Raw genomic sequence first — 22,264 nt, forward strand, 5'->3', positions numbered from 1 at the left:
CGGTTTTCTTTATGAGTAGGAATGTCCCCTCAAAGTGGTACTTGTTATATTGCAAACCTAAAAAAGAAGCTAAAGCGAGCTTGCATTTGGCTAACCAGGGTATCGAAAGCTTCTACCCAACGCTCAGTATTGAGAAGTGTGTTCGAGGTAAAAAGAAGCTCATTGTTGAAACCCTGTTCCCCTCTTACTTATTCGTTAAAATAGATCCCCTACGAGCTAATTTCAATGCGATACGCTCCACTCGGGGAGTCAATGACTTTGTTAAGTTTGGCGGTAACTACGCTAGCGTCTCTGCTGACTTTGTCGAGCACTTGTCTACCTCAATAGAGCAAGACCAGCACGCGCAACGCGTGCTTTGCCAGTTACCAAAGTCAGGAGATAAGGTAAGAGTAGAATCAGGTCCATTTGCTGGATTTGAAGCTATTTATCAATCTGATGATGGTTTGGAGCGCAGCATGCTACTGATAAAGTTAATTAACCAGTGGCAAAAGATAAGCCTGCCCAATGTGCAATGTACGGTTGCTGCCTAGCAAGATGAATGTAAAATACTTACCATCGCAGTTGTCACAAAAATGCCATTGTTATTTGTTTTAATGACTTTGGTGTGACAATCTGCCGATAACATTGTGACAGCTAACAATTACTATATGACTACAGCACTGAGGGAGCTGAAACCCTGGGGCGGTAGCGTGTTTAAAATTTATTTTTTAGTACTTTTAAGTTGTACTATTACAGGATGTTTCTAGATTTATGTCGAGACTCTTTGTCTTCATTAAAAAGCTGTGTCTTTCGTTATTGCTTGTTGCTTCTCCTGCCTTATACGCCTCTCCTTGGGTTGAAGCCGACGATGCTTACTTGCGTGCTGATCTGCAATTATTAGCGGATGCTGGTCTTATATCTACACCTTTACAGACCTTTCCTTTGCCTTGGCATACGGTTGCGCGCGACTTAAAAAAAGCCTCTTTAGATAATTTACCTAATAATGTGCTAAATGCTTACCGGCATGTTCAATATGCGTTAGAAACAGCCCAGCTTGAGCGTGGTAACAAACAAGTTAAATTAACCGCGGCTAATTTTGAGTCGCCCAGTAGTTATGGTCAATACAACGGCCAAGAGTGGCAAGTAGAAGGCGCTTATAGCACCACCCATAAGCGAACGGCGGCTAGGTTGAACATCAACTATGGCCAGCCACACGGCGAAGACGCTGACATCAATTTTGATGGCTCTTTCGCCGCGTATACCACAGGTAATGTTGATATAACGGTTGGGTCTTTACATAAGTGGTGGGGGGCAAGTTGGCAATCGAATCTAGCGCAGCCATTCGCATCCCGTCCAGCCCCTCTCGCATATATCGCCTATGCGGGTAACGACTTGTCAGAGCTCGATGCTGTTTACCTTGAAGGTGGGGTTAGTTATGTTAACGACCTTTCGCCATACCAACAGAAATGGGCGGGTCGAATTAACGTAACCGTAGCCAAACCACTAAGTTTAGGTGCTAGCTACATTCGCTATCAAGGCAAAACAGATAAAAAGTCACAACAATGGCTGTGGTATGACGTGCTCGGTTTAACAGCAGAGAATAACAATCAATTTATTGTTGAAGGTCGACTGAGCTTACCCACTTTTAATGGTTGGAATGGTGGTGTTTACTCTCAACAGTTGATCAGTGATGGTGTTGGCCAGCAGGGCGCAAATATCACAGGTATTGATTTACAAAATCAAGTGATGGGCGCCCAACTTAGGCTTGTTCTTGAAAACCGCTACAATCCACTGGCTGATAACAATCAGTTAAATAGCCACTTAAATGGATTAAAAAAAATAGAGTCAGGTCAATTTTATCAACTACACTCGTTATCCAACCAGCTCTCTGTTGGCGGGTACGTTCAGTTAAGTAATAACCAGCAATTTAACCTTTTTTATCATTTTGAAAGTTATCACAAACAACATAATCGACTTAGTGGTGAATATCAGTTACCACTGCTAAGCAGCTTATTTAGCATACGGCTCTCGATGAGTGATGCAGACTGGCAAAAAGATAACCTGCAACTAGCAACAAGCTGGGATTACAGGTTTTAATCGACCATGCGGAAATGGAAATACATGGCTAATACGAAAAAATCTAAACTAATCGCATTATTTGTTTCAAGTGTTGCCTTTGCAACAACAGCAATGGCCGCGTCGCCAACGCCTTCACAAATAGCCCAATTTCAAGCTTTGCCAAAATCGCAACAAGAGGCGCTTGCAAGTCAGTATGGAATTGACGTTTCAACCTTGCAAAGCCAAGGCACGACGGAACAAGAAACGAAAATAGAGCCAACCATAGGCAAGCGCCAGGCCACAACTAAAGTTGCAAGTGAGCTTGAGTTGTTTGGCTATGATTTATTTGCCGGAGAGCCCAGTAGTATGGCGCCCATAGGCGATATTCCTGCCCCCGCTGACTATATGATGGGCTCTGGCGATGAGCTCAATATTGAAATATTCGGTAAAGACAACAATAGCTATAGCTTCATTGTGAAGCGCGATGGCACTATCGATTTACCGCGCTTAGGTCCAGTGATGATTGCTGGGCAAACGTATTCTCAAGTGCAAGAGAGCTTAACGGCCTTCATCAAAAGTAAAATTATCGGTGTTGAAGTTACCGTTAGTTTAGGCAAATTTCGTTCGATGCAAGTATTTGTTTTAGGAGATGCTTATAAGCCTGGTACTTATGTGCTTAGTTCACTGGCCACCGTGACACAAGCATTGCGTGCAGCGGGCGGTATCGATACTTTAGGCTCGCTACGTAAAATTCAAATAAAGCGAGACGGTGAGTTGTTACGTCAAATTGACTTATATGACTTGCTATTAAACGGTAATACCAGTGATGACATCAGGTTACGTGATGGTGACACAATTTTTATACCACCTCGCGGTGCAACTATAGTGGTAGACGGTGAAGTGCGTCGCCGCGCAATTTATGAATTAAAAGGCAAAACGCCGATCATGAATGTGATCCGAGCAGCGGGTGGTTTTACCGAGCGCGCATTTAGTCAGCACATTAGTGTAGCCAGAGTGACAGACTCAGGTACTGACGTATTCAACATTGATGTTACCACACAGGCTGGGCGTAACTTTAAAGTGGGCGGCGGTGATAGTATCAAAGTTACCCGTGTGCCAGGCGAATTCAATAACGCCATCGGCTTACTGGGGGCGGTAGAGCGTCCTGGCGCGTACAACTGGAAAAATGGCTTACGTTTAAGTGATTTAGTGGGCAATAGTAAGCAAGATCTAACTCCAGCTACGGATTATAACTACGGTTTAATTGTTCGAGAGATTAACACTCAAGGTGAAATCCAAGTGCTACAGTTTAACCTAGCTAATGCAATAACAGCACCGGGTACAACAACCGACCCAATACTGCAAAAACGCGACCAAGTCATCATTCTCAATAAAGATTTGGGACGCAGTTTAGAGCTGTCTACACAAACAGTAGGCGAAACGGAAAGTCGTTTGGAAGCAATGCGCCGCCAAACGGTGACCCAACGCGAAAGTTTAGTGACTAGGAATGAACAAACAGAAGATGAAGCAGAAAATAAGCGTTTTCACAATGTTGCAAACACCTCTCTAGGTGGCATTAGTGATGCAGACATGGCCAATGATGAGCAATCAGGCAAGCTTGAAATTGATAGCCTAAATAATAAAACCCGTCTTGAGCGCAGTGCACAAGATATACGTAACATGTTGCTAGAGCCAGTGATTGCACAGCTTAAAGCACAGGCTGGAATTAGCAAACCGGTGCAGATAGTAGAAATTCGCGGCGCGGTTAAATTTCCCGGCGTTTACCCTCTGGCGAGAGGACAAAGCCTAAAAGATTTAATCAACGCAGCTGGCGGTTTAAAAGAATCAGCTCACCTAGCACGAGCAGAAATGAGTCGAATTATTGAACAGGACGGACGCAGTAATATAGTGCACCGTGATATAGACCTGAATAAAGTATTTAATGGCTCATCATCGCAGCAAATCAAGCTAATTAGTAAAGACCGCATTAATATTTTTGCTAAACCAGAATGGCGCGAAGACTTAAGTATTGAATTGGGTGGTGAAGTACTATTTCCCGGTCGATATACTTTCAAACGTGGTGAAACACTACTTGAGCTGATTGAGCGTGCTGGCGGCTTAACTGAGTATGCTTACCCACAAGGAGCGGTATTCTCGCGCGAAAGTTTACGTGAGCAAGAAGCGCAAAAACTACGATACTTACATGAACAATTACGTCAAGAAGTATCAACCCTAGCATTTCGCCGTCAATCTTCAAGTAATCCGCTGCAGCAAGCCTCGCCAGTAAGCGATGCTATGGGCGTAGTTGACAAACTTGCCATTGCAAGCCCGGTAGGCCGTATGGTGATTAACTTAGATCAAGTGATTGAAGGCAATAAACAACAAAACATCTTGCTAGAAAACGGTGACAAAATACATGTGCCGCCATTGCGTAATATTGTTACCGTGATGGGACACATACAAATGCCAACATCGTTGATTTTTGACAGCAATATGTCCGTTCAAGATTACATCAACGCCACCGGTGGTCCGAAAAAACAAGCGGATACCGATCGTATCTATGTTATTCGCGCTAATGGCTCGGTCATGCTGCCCGATAGCAGCTACTGGTTTAAGCGTGGTGAGGATAAGTTAATGCCGGGTGACACCATTGTCGTACCTATGGATACAGATTATGTCGACGGCTTGAGCGTGCTCACCTCTGCCACGCAAATTTTGTACCAAGTTGGCGTTGCTTGGGCTGCTATTAAGTAAAAACACTAGCTTATTCGTTACTAATTGGCTTAGCAGTTTTGTATAGCTGTTAAGCCCAAATTTATATTTAAGAATTATGACTCAAGAAATCAAACAGCAACCTATATACATTAGCCCGGAATATTTTCAGCAACAAAATAGTGAGTCAGATGATGAAATAGATCTACGAGAGCTATTTGGCGCCTTATGGAAAGGCAAATGGTTAATCATATTATGCACTGTCATTTTTGCTGCTGGTGCCGTCATCTTTGCAATCAATCAACCAAATTATTACAAAGCGCAGGCATTGTTAGCGCCAAGTTCGGGAGAAGGTAGTGCCGGTGGCTTGGGGCAGTTAGGTGGCCTTGCCGCTTTAGCGGGTGTAAACATAGGCGGTGGTAAAAGTGATAAAACGCAATTGGCAATGGCGGTGTTAAAATCTCGAGAATTCCAAACCCGTTTTATTAATAAATACGATGTGAAGATTCCTTTATTCGCTGGTATGAAATGGAATAAAGATAGTGACGAACTCATTCTAGATCCAGAGGTGTATGACTCGGTTAAAGGTGAATGGACTCGTGAGGTGAAACCTGGGGAATCTATCACCCCAACCGATTGGGAATCTTATAAACTCTTTCAACCAGTCATTGCTGTATCACAAGATAAAGAAAATGGTTTAGTTACTTTGTCAGTTGAATTTCTATCCCCGAATCTTGCGCAGAAGTGGGTGACATTATTAATTAAAGACTTAAACCAAGTGATGAAAGAAAAAGAGTTATTAGAAAGTGAAAAAAATATTAACTATTTGCAAGAGCAATTAAATCAAACCACTATTGCAGATATGCAAAGCGTATTTTATCAATTAATTGAAGACCAGATTAAAAACAGAATGTTAGCCAAAGTTCAAGATGAGTTTGTATTTAAGGTCGTAGACCCAGCAGTTGTACCTGAAGAAAAAAGCAAGCCCAAACGCGCTTTAATTTGTGTGTTAGGAACGTTGCTAGGTGGCATGTTGGGTTGTGTAATTGTACTGATTCGGTTCACTTTTAGAAAAGAAGAACAAATTTAGTATCTACTTTTTTGTAAAACTATTTGGGCGGTTTGTTAGAAACCAGTAATCTCAGTTTCAACAAAGATTAAACGAGAAACCACACTATCAATACAAAATAAATGTGTCTCAGATTGGCTTTAAGGACTGAGACGTAATACTGCTAGAATTGAATTAGGAACTTAAGTGTATGAGCAATATTTTGCCTCTAATCGGACGCGACAAAGCGTTGTTTGTATCTGACATTACTGCTCATGATGAAGAGTTAAAGCGCATCGTATCTAGCTCAAGGTTTCTTGTTTTAGGCGGAGCTGGTTCAATCGGTCAAGCTGTAACAAAAGAGATTTTCAAACGTAATCCAAAGAAATTACATGTCGTTGATATTAGTGAAAACAACATGGTTGAGTTAGTTCGAGATATCCGTAGTTCATTTGGTTACATTGATGGCGATTTTCAAACGTTTGCATTAGACATTGGCTCAATCGAGTATGATGCGTTTATTAAATCGGATGGGAAATATGATTATGTACTAAACCTATCGGCTTTAAAGCATGTCCGTAGCGAGAAAGACCCCTTTACGTTAATGCGCATGATCGAAGTAAACATATTTAATACCGATAAAACCATCCAGCAGTCGATAGATGCAGGTGTAAAAAAATATTTTTGCGTGTCTACTGATAAAGCCGCTAATCCAGTTAACATGATGGGAGCTTCTAAGCGCATTATGGAAATGTTTCTAATGCGTAAAAGTGAGCAGATTTCTATTTCTACTGCTCGCTTTGCAAATGTTGCTTTTTCTGATGGCTCGTTACTTCATGGGTTTAACCAGCGCTTACAAAAGAATCAGCCAATTGTTGCTCCCAATGACATTAAACGTTATTTCGTCACCCCTCAAGAATCAGGCGAGTTGTGCTTAATGTCATGCATTTTTGGTGAAAATCGCGATATCTTTTTCCCTAAATTAAGCGAAGCTCTCCACCTCATAACATTTGCAGATATAGCTGTGAAATATTTAGAACAAAGAGGTTTAAAGCCTTACTTGTGTCAAACAGAAGATCAGGCGCGAGAATTATCTAATACTTTACCGGCTCAAGGTAAGTGGCCTTGTTTATTCACCTCAAGTGATACAACAGGTGAGAAAGATTTCGAGGAGTTTTTTACAAATAAAGAAACACTGGATATGGATCGCTTTAGCAATTTAGGCATTATTAAAAACGAGCCACTTTATGACCAATCACTTCTTAAGCTATTCGAAACCACAATAGATAAAATGAAGTCAGATTGCGGATGGAGTAAAGATGAAATAGTGAAGCTCTTTTTTACTATGATCCCTGATTTTGGTCATAAAGAAACGGGTAAATATCTTGATAGTAAGATGTAACCAAATTTACTACACGTGTATTTAGTCTAGTTGATCCATTTCAGTTTAGAATGAGAGTCAAGTAATGAGCCATACTTCAATCGTTGAATTTGTTCGTGAATTGTATCAAACCAATGAGTTTATCCCGCTTCATGCACCAAGGTTTGATGGCAATGAGCAGAATTATGTTTTAGAAACAATACAGAGCACGTTTGTTTCTAGCGTTGGCAAATTTGTCGATGAATTTGAAAAAAAGATTGAAAATTACACCGGAAGCGCTAAAGCGGTTGCTACTGTAAATGGGACCGCTGCCTTACATGCTTCGCTATATATGGCTGGTGTTCAAAGTGGTGATTTTGTTATTACTCAAGCTTTAACCTTTGTTGCAACATGCAATGCCTTATATCACATGGGGGCAGAGCCTATTTTTGTGGACGTATCCCCTGTAAGTTTGGGGTTATGTCCAAAGGCAGTTGACGAGTTTCTGACACAACATGCGACTTTGACAGATATGGGGTGCGTACATAAGCAAACCAAGCGGCCTATTCGGGCTGTTGTTCCTATGCATACATTTGGCCATCCTGTTGAACTAGATGAGTTAATTGCAGTTTGTCATAAATGGAATCTAACTCTTGTTGAAGACGCCGCGGAAAGTTTAGGTTCATTTTACAAAGGCAGGCACACTGGTACTCTTGGTGATTTTGGAGCAGTTAGTTTTAACGGTAACAAAATCATTACCACAGGTGGCGGTGGTATGGTTTTATGTAAAACGGTAGAACTAGGTGCGCATACTAAACATGTCACCACAACAGCAAAAGTGCCTCACCCGTATGAGTTTTATCACGATGAAGCAGGCTTTAATTACCGTATGCCAAACTTAAATGCAGCGCTCGGTTGTGCTCAAATGGAAGTATTAGAGCAATATCTGATCCAAAAGCGAGAGTTGGCTAACCGTTACCAAGATTTTTTTGCAAAGGGCGATTTTAAATTTGTCGTAGAGCCTGAGTATGCCAAATCAAATTACTGGCTAAATGCGGTAATTTGCCCATCAGCACAAGCAAGAGATGCACTACTAAAAGAAACAAATGAATCAGGAGTTATGACGCGTCCTATTTGGCAATTAATGCATCGATTGCCCATGTTCAAAAATGCACCTCGTGGTGAGTTAACGCAATCAGAACACATTGAAATGCATTTGATTAACTTACCTAGTAGTCCAATTTAAATTTAATTAAGTTGATAGAATTAGGAATAGCAAGTTTAGTATTATGACTAGAAAAATTGCGGTTTTCACTGGTACACGGGCAGAGTACGGACTTCTATTTTGGCTGCTAAAAGACGTTCAAAATGATCCAGAGCTTTGTTTGCAGCTTCTTGTATCTGGAATGCATTTATCGCCTGAATTTGGTGAGACCTATAAGCAAATAGAGCAAGATGGTTTCAATATTGACGAGAAGATAGAAATTTTATTGTCGTCTGATTCCGCTGTGGGTACAGCTAAAAGCATGGGATTAGGAGTGTTAGGTTTTTCTGATGCACTCGCACGATTGCAACCCGATGTACTGGTCATTTTAGGCGACCGTTTTGAAGCGTTAGCAGCGGCTCAAACGGCAATGATCATGCGCATTCCCATTCTTCATTTGCATGGTGGGGAGATCACAGAAGGGGCTTATGATGACGCTATTCGGCATGCAATAACCAAGTTGAGTTACCTCCATGGCACATCAACAGAAGAGTATCGTCAGCGGGTAATACAGCTTGGTGAATCACCAGATAGGGTGAAAAATGTAGGCGCAATAGGTTTAGACCACCTAAAACGTGCAACTTTCATGACAGTTGTTGAATTATCTGAATCCCTTAATTTTAAAATAGATAAGCCATACTTCCTTGTTACCTACCATCCCGTCACTCTTGGTGGTGAAGAGCCTATTGCGAGCTTTCAAGCACTGCTTGATGCCCTAGATGAGTATCCCAACTACCAAGTGATCCTTACCTACCCTAATGCGGATGATGGTGGGCGTCGAATTATTCCTATTTTGGAAGAATACGCGCGGAATAATTCTACACGTGTTTTTGCTATACCCTCTTTAGGTCAGGTTCGCTACCTCAGCGCTGTTGCCAATGCTGTAGCTGTAATTGGCAATTCATCAAGCGGTATTATTGAAGTGCCAGCCTTTGATGTGCCAACCGTAAACATTGGATCAAGACAAAAAGGACGCTTAGCTGCAAAAAGCGTGTTGAATGCAGAGCCTAATAAAAGGGCTATTTCGGCTGCAATCAGCGTCGCAATATCTCGTACTTATAAGCATGACAATGAGAAAGTACCTAATCCATATGGCCAAGGTGACACAAGCAGCCAAGTGATTGAGATGATCAAGTCGCTTGAGTTCAAACCAAGTAAAACCTTTTACGATATAAACTTTAACGACGTTAAGTGAGAGAACAATGACTCTAATTATTGCTGAAGCTGGTGTTAATCATAATGGCAATGAAAAATTAGCTTTTGAACTAGTTGATGCCGCATATAAAGCTGGCGCAGATATCGTTAAGTTTCAAACTTTCAAAGCAAAAAATTTGGTCACTGAAGATGCGAAGCAAGCAGAATATCAAGTAACAAACACCCAAAAACAAGAATCACAACTGGCTATGTTGAGCCGTTTAGAGCTTTCATACGACGCGCATCACCAACTAGTAAATCACTGCGAATCTCTGGGCATTGAATTTTTATCTACTGCATTTGATTCAGAAAGTTTAGATTTTCTAGTCAACGATTTAGGCTTAACTCGCCTCAAAATACCTTCTGGCGAAATAACAAATGCTCCTCTAGTGCTTGAACATGCAAGAACAGGCTGTGATTTGATAGTGTCTACTGGTATGGCAACCTTATCAGAAATTGAAGCTGTATTAGGGGTGATAGCATTTGGCTATATTGCAGATAAAACAGCCACACCGAGTGAATTTGCATTTCAACAAGCTTATGCATCGGAAGCGGGACAACAAGCGCTTAAACAAAAAGTAACGATTTTACATTGTACAACTGAATATCCTGCGCCGATGGCTGAGATAAATCTAAAAGCAATGGATACACTTGGGCGTGCGTTTGAGCTTCCTGCTGGTTATTCAGATCATAGTGAAGGAATTACCATTCCTATCGCAGCTGTTGCGCGAGGTGCGGTGCTGATTGAAAAGCATTTCACTCTTGATAAAAATATGGAAGGCCCAGATCATAAAGCCTCGCTCGAACCGCAAGAGCTTGCAGCAATGGTGAAAGCTATTCGCCAAGTAGAAATTGCTTTGGGAGTGGGAGTTAAAAGCCCTACTGTGTCAGAGGTAAAAAATAAGGCTGTTGCACGTAAGAGCTTAGTCGCAGCAAAAGACATTAAAGCTGGTGAAATATGGTCGCAGGCTAATTTGACCATTAAACGTCCTGGTTCAGGCGTGTCTCCTTATCGCTATTGGGAGCTTTTGGGCAAAGAAGCTTCCCATACTTATCAAGCTGGAGATTTAATTGTTGAGTAGTAACAGTTTAAAACCGCTCATTATCATCGGTGCCGGTGGTCATGCGAGTGTGTTGGTTGATATTTTACGTACGCAAAATCGTGAAATATTAGCGGTTGTTTCTCCTGATCAAATCATTAATCGAAAGGTTTTTGCAGGTATTAAACACTTAAAAAATGATGATGGCATTTTGGCTTACTCGCCTGAAGATGTATTACTTGTTAATGGCATCGGGATGATGCCGAAAACAAACATTAAGCGTAGAGTGAGTGAACGTTTTTTGTCACTTGGCTACCACTTTGAAAAAGTCATCTCCGATAGTGCAAATGTTTCTAGTTATGCAAGCGTAGGAGAAGGCGTGCAGATTCTTCAAGGTTCACTCATTCAAGCGGGTGCGATTATTGGCAGTCATTCAATCATTAATAGTGGCGTGATCATCGAACATGATACAAGCATTGGTCGATATAATCACATTGCACCAAGAGCCGTAGTGTGTGGTCAGAGTTTAACAAAAGAGGATGTCTTTGTGGGAGCAGGGGCGACGATTATTCAAAATATCGTTATAGAAGAGCAAGCCATAGTCGGTGCAGGGGTTATTGTTACATCGAACATACCTGTTAATAGTGTTTGTTATCCGTCAAGAACAAAAATCATTAAGGCTAATTCATGAGTCAGAGCTGGAAAAATGTATTGATAAGTCCGGACAGTACAATCATTCAGGCGTTAAAGATTATCGATACTGAAGCGCTCAGAGTGGCTATTGTGGTTGGTGACGATCAGCGTTTAATTGGTGTTGTAACAGATGGCGATATTCGTCGTGGTATTCTAAATGGATTAACACTTGATACCGAAGTTTCAAAAGTAATGAATACATCGCCGGTAACAGCTTGTGCCAATACAGCGAAGAAAGAGTTGATTAAATTGATGGAAGAGAAAGACATACTTTCAATTCCACTAATTGAAAATGGGTGCATAGTTGGCTTAGAAACACTTAATCATTTATTCGAAAAGCCTGTTTATCAAAACCCCGTTTTTATCATGGCAGGTGGGTTTGGAACAAGATTGAAGCCTCTAACAGATAATTGCCCTAAACCAATGTTGAAAGTAGGCGGTAAACCCATTTTAGAAACACTCATTCGTAGTTTTATAAGCGCTGGTTTTGTTAATTTCTATATTTCAACGCACTACATGCCGGAACTCATTAAAAATTACTTTGGTGATGGTTCACAACTAGGGGGGTCTATTACATATGTACATGAATCATCTCCTTTAGGTACAGGCGGGGCTTTAGGATTGCTACCGAGTAGTTTACCTCAAAGCTTACCACTTATTATGATTAATGGTGATGTTCTTACTAAAGTTGATTTTCAAAGGCTTCTTGTATTTCATAATGAGAATCAGGCGGATGCAACTATGTGCGTTCGTGAATATGATTATCAAATTCCATATGGTGTAATCAATGGTGAAGGGAGTAAAATCAAAAGTATGGTTGAAAAGCCGATCCAAAGGTTTTTCGTCAATGCAGGAATTTACGTGGTGTCTCCGAAAGTTGTACAGTCGGTCCCTGAGAATCACAAGATAGATATGCCAACTCTTCTTGAGCAGCATATGCGAGACAACGACAATATTTTAATGTTTCCTATTCACGAATACTGGTTAGATATTGGTCGAATGGATGACTTTAACCGAGCACAAGCTGATATCCACACCTTGGGTTTGGACTAATGGAAAGAGCTGCTGTTGTTGGGTTGGGAAATATCGCTACTCGCCATCGTCGAAACTTAAAACAATTGTTTCCGAATCTGCAATTATATGCTATGTCGGCAAGCGGGCGTATTCCTCAAGAAATCGTTAATGATGCAGATCATTTAGTGCCTTCAATTGATGCGTTGATAGAACAGCGTGTTCAACTCGTAATCGTTGCATCGCCTGCGCCGTTCCATGCCGCGCACGCTATCCCTCTGATTGAAGCTGGCATTCCAGTTTTAATAGAGAAACCGGTGACAGCAACCCTCGATGAATTAAAGATGCTGCAGGGTGTTGCCTCACAATATCAAACACCTATTGCAATTGGTTATTGCCTACGTTATCTATCTTCTGCGCTGGAAATAAAGAGCCTACTCGCGTCAGATAAAGTCGGGTATTTATATCATGCTCATATCGAGATTGGGCAGTATTTGCCGGACTGGCGTCCTAGTAAGGACTATCGTAAGAGTGTTTCAGCTAAAGCAAGTTTAGGTGGTGGTGCTTTGTTAGAACTTAGCCATGAGTTTGACTACACCCAATGGCTATTGGGGGAGTTGATCTTAGAGCACGCTATATTGCGTCAAACTGAAGAGCTTAGCCTGGAAGTTGAAGATAGCGCAGACATGCTTTTGAGCACCACAAAGCAAGCCATTGTGCATATGCACTTCGATTTTTTGCAGCGAAATGCGTATCGCCAGTGCCGTTTTGTGGGCAGTAAAGGAGCATTGGAGTGGGACTTAATCGGCAATGAAATTCGATTCGTATCACCTCAAGGTGCTCAAGTACTTTACAGTGAACCAACGTGGGATAAAAACCAAATGTATACGGCAATGATTACTGATTTTGCCGCGCTTATCCAAAAACAGCCAAATCAATGTGTTTCACTTGCAGAGGCGGCGAAAAGTGTTGAACTGATAGAACATATCAAACAGCGTTTTCCAATGAGATCTGTATCGGGTGAATGAGAAGGTTAATGATCGAATGAAAAATTTTGCTTTTATTTTTGCAAGAGGTGGCTCTAAGGGGCTGCCACGGAAAAATATCAAACTTTTAGCTGGCAAACCGTTGTTGCAATATTCGGTTGATACGGCTTTGGCCACACCTTTGATTGAGCATGTGTTTGTTTCAACCGATGACTCAGAGATTGCTGAAGTCGCAATTGCCGCTGGTGCAATTGTTATCGACCGACCAGCAGAGCTAGCCAGCGATACTAGCCCTGAATGGCTTTCTTGGCGCCATGCTATCGAATGGGTCCGAACGAGCTATGGTGAATTTGATGGTTTTGTTAGCTTACCTGCTACAAGTCCATTAAGGAGTGTTGGCGATGTTGAAGGGGCAATATCTAAGCTGAACACTACAGAAGCGGATGTATGTATCTCTGTAACACCAGCTAGTCGTAGTCCCTTTTTCAATATGGTTAAGCTGGCCGAGTCCGGAATGGTTGAACTTGTCAATAAGCCACACGCAGAGGTTTCGCGTCGCCAAGATGCACCGTCGGTATTTGATATCACCACGGTAGTGTATGCCACGACCCCCAACTTTGTTTTGAACCACTATGGGATTTTTTCTGGTAAAGTCACCAGTATTGAAGTGCCAAAAGAGCGAGCAGTTGATATCGACGATATTTATGATTTCAAGTTGGCAGAAGCGATAATTGAGGGACACTAATGGAAAAGCTACTTGAAAACAAAGCTATCTTTGTAGCGGGCGCTGGAGGTCTTTTGGGGACTAGGCTAGTTTCCGCTTTGCTTAAACAAGATGCAAGGGTTATTGCTGCAGATATAAGTTTGGAGGGAATGCAAGCTCGTCTTTCTTCTTTGGGTATTAATATCAATGATGAAAGGTTGTCTTGCCGCGAGTTGGATGTAACTAATGAAGTTGATGTAACGAAGTTTTTTAAGCAACATGATTTACAGCTCGATGGAGCTGTAAATGCGACTTATCCAAGAAATAAAACTTACGGTAAGCATCTTTTTGATGTGAGCTTAGAGAGTTTTAATGAAAACTTATCCTTACATTTGGGGAGTGCTTTTCTCTTCACCCAACAATGCGCCTCATTTTTTAAGTCGAGGCAAAATTCATTTTCGCTGGTGAATATTTCCTCAATTTATGGGGTGGTTGCACCGAAATTCGAGATCTATAACAACACACCAATGACGATGCCAGTTGAATACGCTGCAATCAAATCAGCTATCCTGCATCTTAACAAATACGTGGTGTCCTACGTAAATGACAGCCGTTTTCGAATCAACTGTGTAAGTCCGGGTGGTATTTTTGATAACCAACCAGATGCTTTTTTGCAAGCTTATAAGGATAAAACGCATGGTGCAGGGATGTTGGATGTTGAAGAAATTGTAGGCTCTGTGCTGTTTTTGCTCTCTGAGCAATCACGCTATGTCACAGGGCAAAATTTAGTTGTAGATGATGGTTTCAGTTTGTAAAAATTAAAAGGTCAGTTATGAAAAAAATATTTTGGTGTAAAACTTGTTTGAATATGTCAACCCGGCCACGTATATCATTTGATGAAAATGGTAGTTGTAATGCTTGCCAATGGAAAGAAGAAAAGAAAGATTTAAATTGGTCTAACAGACAAGAAGAGTTAGACGCGCTATTAAATAAGTATCGCTCTTCAAATAGCAAAGGATTTGATTGTATTGTACCAGTTAGCGGTGGTAAAGATGGTTCATATGTTGCGTATACTCTCAAGCATAAGTATGGAATGAATCCTTTAGCTGTCACCATTAGACCAGCATTAAGCCTTGAGCTTGGTGATGAAAACTTATCGAACTTTATAGCTTCAGGCTTCAATCATATTCATATATCTCCTGATGCAAATGTAATGCAAAAGCTAAATAAGTTAGGATTTGTCGAAAAAGGATTCCCTTACTACGGCTGGTTAATAGCGATAAAAACGGCAGTAATCCAAACAGCGATGAATTTTGGTATACCGTTAATATTTTACGGGGAAGATGGTGAAGTAGAATATGGTGGTTCAACAGAGAGTAAAAATAAAGCACTTTATGATATAGAATATATGAAGCGGGTTTACTTTGAAGGTGGCTATGAAAAAGTATTTAATGAAGTACTTAAGCAACCTGATGTCAATGAAGGTGACTTAGCTTTCTGGAAATTTCCTACTGATGAGCAAGTTTCTGAGTCCGAACTAGCATTTACACACTGGTCATATTTTGAAGCGTGGGATTCTTATCGAAACTATGTTGTGGCTAAAGAGCACTGTGGACTCAAAGAAAAAGAAGAGGGCACAGCTGGAACATTTACGAATTTTGCACAGAATGATCAGGCTCTGTATTCTCTTCACGCTTATCTCATGTACCTAAAATTTGGCTTTGGTCGAGCAACTCAAGATGCGGGTATAGAAATAAGAAGGGGGGCAATGACGCGTGAACAAGCTCTTAACTTGGTGGCCGCATACGACAATCAGTATCCACATGAATTTATAGATCTATATTTAGATTATTATAAGATGACAAAAGATGAGTTTGATGTGGTTCTAGATAAATATGCTAATAAGGACCTATTTGAGAAAGTTAATGGTATTTGGGAACCTAAGTTTACTGTAGGCGAAGATTTCGAAGTATGAAAATAGTTGTTGTTGATTATGGTATGGGGAATGTGAAGTCTGTTATAAGTGCTATACGGTATCTTGGGTTTGAAGATGTAATATTGTCTAATGATTCATCCATATTAGCGTCAGCAGATAAACTTATTTTGCCTGGCGTAGGGAACTACGCTATGGCAGTGAAAAAAATTCATGAATTAGACTTGCATTCAATAATCCGGGAATTAGTTCTGTGTAAAAAAATTCCGATCCTAGGTATATGTTTAGGTATGCAACTAATTGGCCGCTCTAGTACTGAAGATGGGTTTCATGAAGGTCTTGCGCTTATTGATGCAAAGGTTGAAGCTTTTAATTCGAAAGGAATTAAAATTCCTCATGTTGGATATAATCAGGTTGAGCCTGTTTTAAATAGTCGGTTGTATTCGGGGATTAATACAGAACTTGATTATTACTTTACCCATAGCTTCAGAATGCAATCAGAAGCTGATATCTGTGCGTCTAGGTGTGTTTACGGTGAAAACTTTATTGCATCATTTGAAAAAAATCATATTGCAGGAGTCCAGTTTCATCCGGAGCTAAGCCAACACAATGGGCTTAAGCTGATTCGCAACTTTATTGAGAAATTTTAATGCTACGTAACAGGTTGATTTTTGGGCTTATTTACAATGAAGGCTGCTTTATGCAAAGCCGTAATTTTAGATTGCAGCGTGTTGGAGATATAAACTGGCTAGAGAAAAACTATAAATTTCAAAAAATCTCTTTTTCTATGGATGAGTTACTTGTTGTTGATGCAACTAGAAAAGAAAAAAATATTGACAAGTTTTCTGAAACAATCAGCCGTCTAGTTGAAGATGTATTTATTCCAGTAACTGCAGGTGGTGGCATTAGAAGTATAGATGATGCAGAAAAACTGTTCAATTCTGGGGCAGATAAGGTATTACTCAATACACCATTATATGAAAATGAAATGTTGGCTAAGCAAATAATTGCTCGATACGGGGCACAAAGTCTTATTGCTTCTGTTGATTATAAAATCATTGAACATGAACCGATTGTATATATTAAGGATGGAACGGTTTCAGTACCAGTGGCAATGGAAGATTATCTGAAACGACTAGAAAGGCTAGGAGTTGGTGAAATCTTATTTAATTCTATTGAGAAAGACGGGACTGGTTTTGGTTATGACATACCAAATATAACCAAGTACGCTAATTCAGTTAATGTTCCTTTCATTATCTTAGGTGGTGCTGGTAATGGAGCGCATTTAAATGATGGGCTAAATGTTGAAGGCGTATCAGGTGTTGCAACAGCTAACTTGTTTAATTTCATAGGCAATGGTTTACCTAAAGCACGTGAATTTATGCTAAATGAGGGAGCCAATTTAGCTAGGTGGGATAATGCTGATTTTTGAGATAGTAAAAAAAATAAAGTTTTGCATTGATACTGATCGGATAGGACCTGATATTCCGTTTACTCACTGGATGCTACATTACAAAAGTAAAATGAGAAAACTGTGTAGTAAAAAGTTTAAGTACTTTGCTATTACCGCTGACTTTCGATCAGGAGCTTATGCAATAAGTTGCTCAAATATTTGTATTGGGGAAAATGTTGTAATAAGACCATTAACTATGTTATTCGCAGATGAATTTGCGCAGATCGTCATTGAAAATAATGTAATGATTGGCGCAGGTGTACACTTTTATGTCAACAATCATCGCTTTGACCGAAGGGATATACCGCTAATTGAGCAAGGCTATTATCCTTCTAAAGATGTGATAGTCAAGGAGGGGGCATGGATCGGCGCCAATAGTATTATACTTCCTGGCGTAACAGTGGGAAAAAACAGTGTAATAGGTGCGGGGGCTGTCGTAACGAAGTCGATTCCTGACTTTTGTGTAGCAGTTGGCAATCCAGCGAAGATAATAAAAGAATTAAAGTGAGCTAATAAATGAAGGTTTTTGTAGCTGATGGTGCTGGTTTCATTAGAACAACTGTGACTAGCCATATCAAAACAAATACCAGTCAAGTTGTAGCTCGATAAATTAACTAACTTACCAAGGCTGTTTAAAAATCCTTGAAGTAGTCTCTAATTTAAAAGATATACCTTGGAAAGTAAATGTTTGTGATTCTGTGGAATTATAACAGTTCTTTAATGAACATCTGCGCAAATCGTAATGTGCTTGATCACAGAGCGTCGCTCACTAAACTTCCCTAGATAGTTCATTATGAGGAACATCTCGGGCTTATTTTCACCAAGCAGTCCTTACTTAAATAAGAGGTAAAACTACACAAAAAGGGTTATTCCGGCTACTGTTAATCAATTTCAGTGAGAAAAACAATATATTAGCTATTTGTTTTAGCGCCTGACACATACCAGTGTAATTGCGTTTTAGTTACAGATCTGTCCATCTAATTCCTATAAATAACAGTAATGAAAAACTAAATGTATAAAAATAACGATAGCCTAAAAAAGAGGTACGTATTTAAGCTTTTATCCAGCGTTATATCTGGGATAATAAATGCAATCTTGGTAGCAATAGCACCAAAAGCACTAGGCCCAATTGCCTACGGCCAATTCAATTACCTTCAACAACTATTCAATCAATTGTTTTCCTTTTTGGATTCGAATACATCCACGGCATTTTTTACAAAATTATCGGCTAATAATGAGAGAAAGGAATTGTTGGGTTTCTATTTCTTTTTTTCACTAATTATTTTTTTCTGCGCGATAACTTTTGTTTATTCAGTTGAATGCTTTGGGTTTTCAGTTGATATATTCTCGGAAGTCGATAGGGTTTATATTTATTATGCATTAATGTTTGGTTTTATCACTTGGCTTACGCAGGTTTTAGTGAAAATATCAGACTCATATGCTCTTACCGTTTCAATAGAAATTATAAAAGTAATACATCGGCTAATTTCTTTAGGTATTATTTTTAGTGCATTTTATTTCTTGAGTTTAGATCTGGAGCTTTATTTTATACTGCAAATTGGTTTGTCATTTTTTTTTGCGTTGGTAGTTTCTTTGGTTTTTATAAAACTTAACGTTATCTCTGTTAAAATTTTATTTTTTATATCTGGTTGGAGAAGTATTTTAAAAGAGTTTTATAAATTTTGTTCGCCTCTAATTATATTTAATATTGTAGCTGTGTTAGGTAGTTTTTTTGATATTTGGTTGTTGCAAAGAGTGTCTGGTGCCGAAGAGGTTGGATATTATGGGTTGGCATACTCAATATCAGCTATGTGCCTGATTTTTACAAGTGCTATGACACCAATAATTATGAGGGAGTTCTCAAAGTCAATACATAGCGGTAAATTGAAAGAGGTCAGAAGCATATTTTTATCCTATTCTCCTAGACTATATTTAGTTTCCGCCTTTTTTTGTGTGTTTATTATGATGAACGCTACAGATCTACTCTTGGTCTTTTCTGATGATAGATATTTTGATGCGCATGTGTCATTGATGATAATGGCTTTTTATCCATTACACCAAACATATGGACAAATAAGCTCCTCTTTATTTTTTGCGTCTGAAAAGGTTAGATTGTATAGGAATATTGGCTTATTTTATACATTGATAGGGGTGGCAATTAGTTTTTTAACTTTGAGCTTCTTTGAGTTAGGGGCCATGGGGTTAGCGATTAAAATGATTCTGATTCAGTTTTTTGGTGTGAATACGCAACTATATTTCAATTCCAAATATTTAGAAATTAACTTTTTCAAATTGCTATTGCAACAGTTTTGGGTGCTTCCTCCTCTTTTCTTATTTTGCTATATATCAAAAATATCATACTTTAATTCTGCCATTTTAAATGTAGCAGCTTCAGGACTGGTATATGCAATATTGGGGGGGGCTTTTGCTATACTGATAAAGAAAAAATGGACGAATATATTCTAATTAGGTGAGCATGATGAAAGTTTGGTTTTTTAGTGTGAATAGAGTTAGTGATCGTGATTATTACAGGTATGGGCTATACGAATTATCTCTTCTAGGTGTGAAAGTCATCGTTGTTGATGTATCAACTTTAATTTGGTGTGAAAGTGATGAACTAATAAAGAATCAAGTACCAATAGATATCATATACTGTAATACAATAACTGACTTTGAATCTTTGAGGTTTAGTATCTCAAAAAGTGATTTTATCATTTGTGGAGGAGTACTTCCCCCAACCTTTCACAAGAAAATATTTGATTTTACTAAAAATATAGGGCTGCAAACGTTAGGCGCAATGCCATTAATTACAAATACAGAATCAAATTTTTTCTCTTCAAAACTATTACCTGTCTTGAAAAGGAAAAAGATAGTAAAAAAAATAATTAGTAAAATCTATGGGCGATATCTCTATAAGAAGCTACCGTATTATTTTGTTATGCGATCTGGCGTGCTATCAGATAAAGCTTATCCTGGGATTGATGAAAAAACAAAAGTTATTGAATGTCAATCTTATGATATTTATCTGTATTTACTTATGAATTCTGAGAGGCTTTCTACTGAAACCTCGGGTGATAATAAAGAAAAATATATATTATGGATCGACCAGGCAATCCCGTACCATACAGATACACTTAAATGCAATGGTGATATCAGTAATAATGATGAAAAATATTTTGAAAGAATAAAGTCACTGTTGATAAAAGCTAGTATTAGTTACAATTGCAAGGTTAAAATTTCCATGCACCCGAGGATGATTGGGTACAAAAAGTATCAAAATGTTTGGGAGGGGTGGGAAGTGTTTTTAGGAGAGACGATTGATGCCATTCGGGGAGCTTTAATATGCATGACACATAACAGTACCGCAATACATGCTGTTGCCCATTTCAAAACGCCACTAATTTTAGTGGAAGACCCACTATTAACCGATAACGGTTATGATAACGGGCTTACAAAAACTTTTAGTGAAGAGTTGGGGTGTCCCTGTATCTCAACAAGCACGCCTTTCACATTTTCTCAGTCAGATTTTGAAATAAACCCAAAGAAATATAATGCATATATAGATAATTATGTTACTCATATGCCCTCACTAAAACCATTAAATGCCATTAATATGATTGAGTTTATGAAAAATGGAGGCAGAGAGTGAGAGTTATTTTTTGTGAAAATTACAGAAAAGGTGGTTTAGATACCTTTCTAAATAATTTATTGAATGAGTGGAGGGACGACTGTTGCTTGGTTATTAATGAGAGCCATGAAGGAGCAGAAGATCTAAAAAATCAGTTCGGTAACAGTGTAAAATTGGTGAATTTCTTTTCTAGACATAATTTTATCAAACCTGGGAGCGGAATTTTATCACGCTTTTCTTGGCTAGAAAATATTATTAAAGGTATTTTGTTGCTTGTTTCATATCCAATTTTGCTTGTTCAATTGTTGGATTTTTTCAAAAAAAATATGCATTTTAGCGAGTTAATGATTGTTAATGGTGGCTTCCCTGGTGGAGAAAGCTGTAATTTGGCGGCCATCGCTTGGTTTTTAATAAATCGAAAGAGGTGTATCTATAATTTCCATAATAATGCTAGGCCATATCGGAAGTTTATAGGTTTCTTTCAATACTCTTGTGATCGGCTGTTGTGTCGCTCAATAAAGTCTTTCGTAACAGTTTCAAGAAGCTGTGCACAATCAGTTCAAGTCAGGTCTGGACTTAAAAATATTCCTGTTGAGGTTGTTTACAATGGAATATCAAAACCTATTATCGATGCTCATAATGTTTTTAACTTAGTTGATAATATAACCGAAACGGCTAGGAAAAAAACTATTGTCATGCTTGGTACTTTCGAAGAAAGGAAAGGCCATGAATTTCTCTTTTCTGCGATGAAAAAATTACCGCAGTACCAATTGATTGTCTGTGGCACGGGAACGCAGCATGAGAAAAAAAGAATCGTTGAACTAGCTAGTGGGGTTGAAAATATTACTCTACTTGGCTTTAGGAAAGACGCTCAATCAATTATTGCTACCTCTGATTTGCTCGTCGTACCTTCAAAAGAAAATGAATCATTTGGGTTGACGATTATTGAAGCGATGTCTTTGGGCACAGCAGTAATAGCTACTAGAGTTGGTGGAATGGTTGAGGTGATTGAGCATGAAATAGATGGTATTCTTGTTAACTATGGTGATGTCAATTCTCTTTGTACATATATAACCAATATTCTGGAAGATAAAAGTTACAACCAGCTCTTAATAGATGCTGCAAGAGATAGTTTTAAGAAAAAATATAGTTCGACAATAATGGCACAAAATTACGATAAATTATTTTAGGGTGATCTTATT

Annotated in this window: 20 protein-coding genes; all 20 read left to right on the forward strand. The window is 39.2% G+C overall.

The genetic code is table 11. The features are described 5' to 3' along the window. Window positions 1–11 precede the first annotated feature (11 nt). The 20 genes from rfaH to K1M91_RS16595 all read left to right on the forward strand — a co-directional run bounded on the left by rfaH (window position 12) and on the right by K1M91_RS16595 (window position 22,252). Window positions 12–530, forward strand: coding sequence for a transcription/translation regulatory transformer protein RfaH (gene rfaH / locus K1M91_RS16500; RefSeq protein WP_232803365.1), 519 nt, complete (start codon window positions 12–14; stop codon window positions 528–530). Window positions 531–750: 220 nt separating this feature from the next. Continuing rightward, window positions 751–2,076 carry a capsule assembly Wzi family protein gene (locus K1M91_RS16505; protein ID WP_232803366.1) on the forward strand — a complete coding sequence of 442 codons (1,326 nt, stop codon included), beginning with the start codon at window positions 751–753 and terminating at the stop codon, window positions 2,074–2,076. Window positions 2,077–2,100: 24 nt separating this feature from the next. Then, complete coding sequence (locus K1M91_RS16510; RefSeq protein WP_232803367.1) at window positions 2,101–4,791, forward strand: SLBB domain-containing protein; 2,691 nt, start codon at window positions 2,101–2,103, stop codon at window positions 4,789–4,791. Between the two features lie 76 nt (window positions 4,792–4,867). Continuing rightward, the gene (locus K1M91_RS16515) at window positions 4,868–5,839 is read left to right on the forward strand and encodes a Wzz/FepE/Etk N-terminal domain-containing protein (protein ID WP_232803368.1); all 972 of its coding nucleotides are present in this window, start codon (window positions 4,868–4,870) and stop codon (window positions 5,837–5,839) included. A gap of 169 nt (window positions 5,840–6,008) precedes the next feature. Further along, window positions 6,009–7,199 carry a UDP-N-acetylglucosamine 4,6-dehydratase gene (locus K1M91_RS16520; protein WP_232803369.1) on the forward strand — a complete coding sequence of 397 codons (1,191 nt, stop codon included), beginning with the start codon at window positions 6,009–6,011 and terminating at the stop codon, window positions 7,197–7,199. Window positions 7,200–7,263: 64 nt separating this feature from the next. Beyond that, the gene (locus K1M91_RS16525) at window positions 7,264–8,403 is read left to right on the forward strand and encodes a LegC family aminotransferase (protein ID WP_232803370.1); all 1,140 of its coding nucleotides are present in this window, start codon (window positions 7,264–7,266) and stop codon (window positions 8,401–8,403) included. A gap of 43 nt (window positions 8,404–8,446) precedes the next feature. After that, window positions 8,447–9,616 carry a UDP-N-acetylglucosamine 2-epimerase gene (gene neuC / locus K1M91_RS16530; RefSeq protein WP_232803371.1) on the forward strand — a complete coding sequence of 390 codons (1,170 nt, stop codon included), beginning with the start codon at window positions 8,447–8,449 and terminating at the stop codon, window positions 9,614–9,616. Window positions 9,617–9,623: 7 nt separating this feature from the next. Continuing rightward, on the forward strand, window positions 9,624–10,697 hold the full coding sequence (gene neuB / locus K1M91_RS16535) for an N-acetylneuraminate synthase (RefSeq protein ID WP_232803372.1): 1,074 nt from the start codon (window positions 9,624–9,626) through the stop codon (window positions 10,695–10,697). Further along, entirely contained in the window at window positions 10,687–11,346 is a 660-nt protein-coding gene (locus K1M91_RS16540) for an acetyltransferase (protein WP_232803373.1), read from the forward strand. The genes neuB and K1M91_RS16540 overlap by 11 nt, the downstream gene beginning before the upstream one ends. After that, window positions 11,343–12,401, forward strand: coding sequence for a nucleotidyltransferase family protein (locus tag K1M91_RS16545; protein WP_232803374.1), 1,059 nt, complete (start codon window positions 11,343–11,345; stop codon window positions 12,399–12,401). Before K1M91_RS16540 ends, K1M91_RS16545 begins: the two co-directional genes overlap by 4 nt. Then, a complete protein-coding gene (locus K1M91_RS16550) occupies window positions 12,401–13,387 on the forward strand; it encodes a Gfo/Idh/MocA family oxidoreductase (RefSeq protein WP_232803375.1) in 987 nt (328 codons plus the stop codon). Before K1M91_RS16545 ends, K1M91_RS16550 begins: the two co-directional genes overlap by 1 nt. 16 nt (window positions 13,388–13,403) lie before the next feature. Continuing rightward, on the forward strand, window positions 13,404–14,090 hold the full coding sequence (locus K1M91_RS16555; RefSeq protein ID WP_232803376.1) for an acylneuraminate cytidylyltransferase family protein: 687 nt from the start codon (window positions 13,404–13,406) through the stop codon (window positions 14,088–14,090). After that, entirely contained in the window at window positions 14,090–14,863 is a 774-nt protein-coding gene (locus tag K1M91_RS16560) for an oxidoreductase (RefSeq protein WP_232803377.1), read from the forward strand. Before K1M91_RS16555 ends, K1M91_RS16560 begins: the two co-directional genes overlap by 1 nt. Window positions 14,864–14,880: 17 nt before the next feature. Then, window positions 14,881–16,023 (forward strand): N-acetyl sugar amidotransferase, encoded by a 1,143-nt coding sequence (locus K1M91_RS16565; RefSeq protein ID WP_232803378.1) that lies wholly within the window; start codon window positions 14,881–14,883, stop codon window positions 16,021–16,023. Further along, on the forward strand, window positions 16,020–16,631 hold the full coding sequence (gene hisH / locus K1M91_RS16570) for an imidazole glycerol phosphate synthase subunit HisH (protein ID WP_232803379.1): 612 nt from the start codon (window positions 16,020–16,022) through the stop codon (window positions 16,629–16,631). The genes K1M91_RS16565 and hisH overlap by 4 nt, the downstream gene beginning before the upstream one ends. A gap of 50 nt (window positions 16,632–16,681) precedes the next feature. After that, window positions 16,682–17,413 carry a HisA/HisF-related TIM barrel protein gene (locus tag K1M91_RS16575; protein WP_232803380.1) on the forward strand — a complete coding sequence of 244 codons (732 nt, stop codon included), beginning with the start codon at window positions 16,682–16,684 and terminating at the stop codon, window positions 17,411–17,413. Beyond that, window positions 17,400–17,942 carry an acyltransferase gene (locus K1M91_RS16580; protein WP_232803381.1) on the forward strand — a complete coding sequence of 181 codons (543 nt, stop codon included), beginning with the start codon at window positions 17,400–17,402 and terminating at the stop codon, window positions 17,940–17,942. Before K1M91_RS16575 ends, K1M91_RS16580 begins: the two co-directional genes overlap by 14 nt. 503 nt (window positions 17,943–18,445) lie before the next feature. Then, window positions 18,446–19,900, forward strand: a complete 1,455-nt coding sequence (locus K1M91_RS16585) for a hypothetical protein (protein ID WP_232803382.1) — start codon at window positions 18,446–18,448, stop codon at window positions 19,898–19,900. A gap of 10 nt (window positions 19,901–19,910) precedes the next feature. Then, window positions 19,911–21,083: a hypothetical protein gene (locus K1M91_RS16590; protein ID WP_232803383.1), complete on the forward strand. Its 1,173-nt coding sequence runs from the start codon at window positions 19,911–19,913 to the stop codon at window positions 21,081–21,083. Then, on the forward strand, window positions 21,080–22,252 hold the full coding sequence (locus K1M91_RS16595; RefSeq protein WP_232803384.1) for a glycosyltransferase family 4 protein: 1,173 nt from the start codon (window positions 21,080–21,082) through the stop codon (window positions 22,250–22,252). The genes K1M91_RS16590 and K1M91_RS16595 overlap by 4 nt, the downstream gene beginning before the upstream one ends. Window positions 22,253–22,264: the final 12 nt, after the last annotated feature.

The sequence above is a fragment of the Motilimonas sp. E26 genome, assembly GCF_021278025.1.
GTDB lineage: Bacteria > Pseudomonadota > Gammaproteobacteria > Enterobacterales > CBDFNC01 > Motilimonas.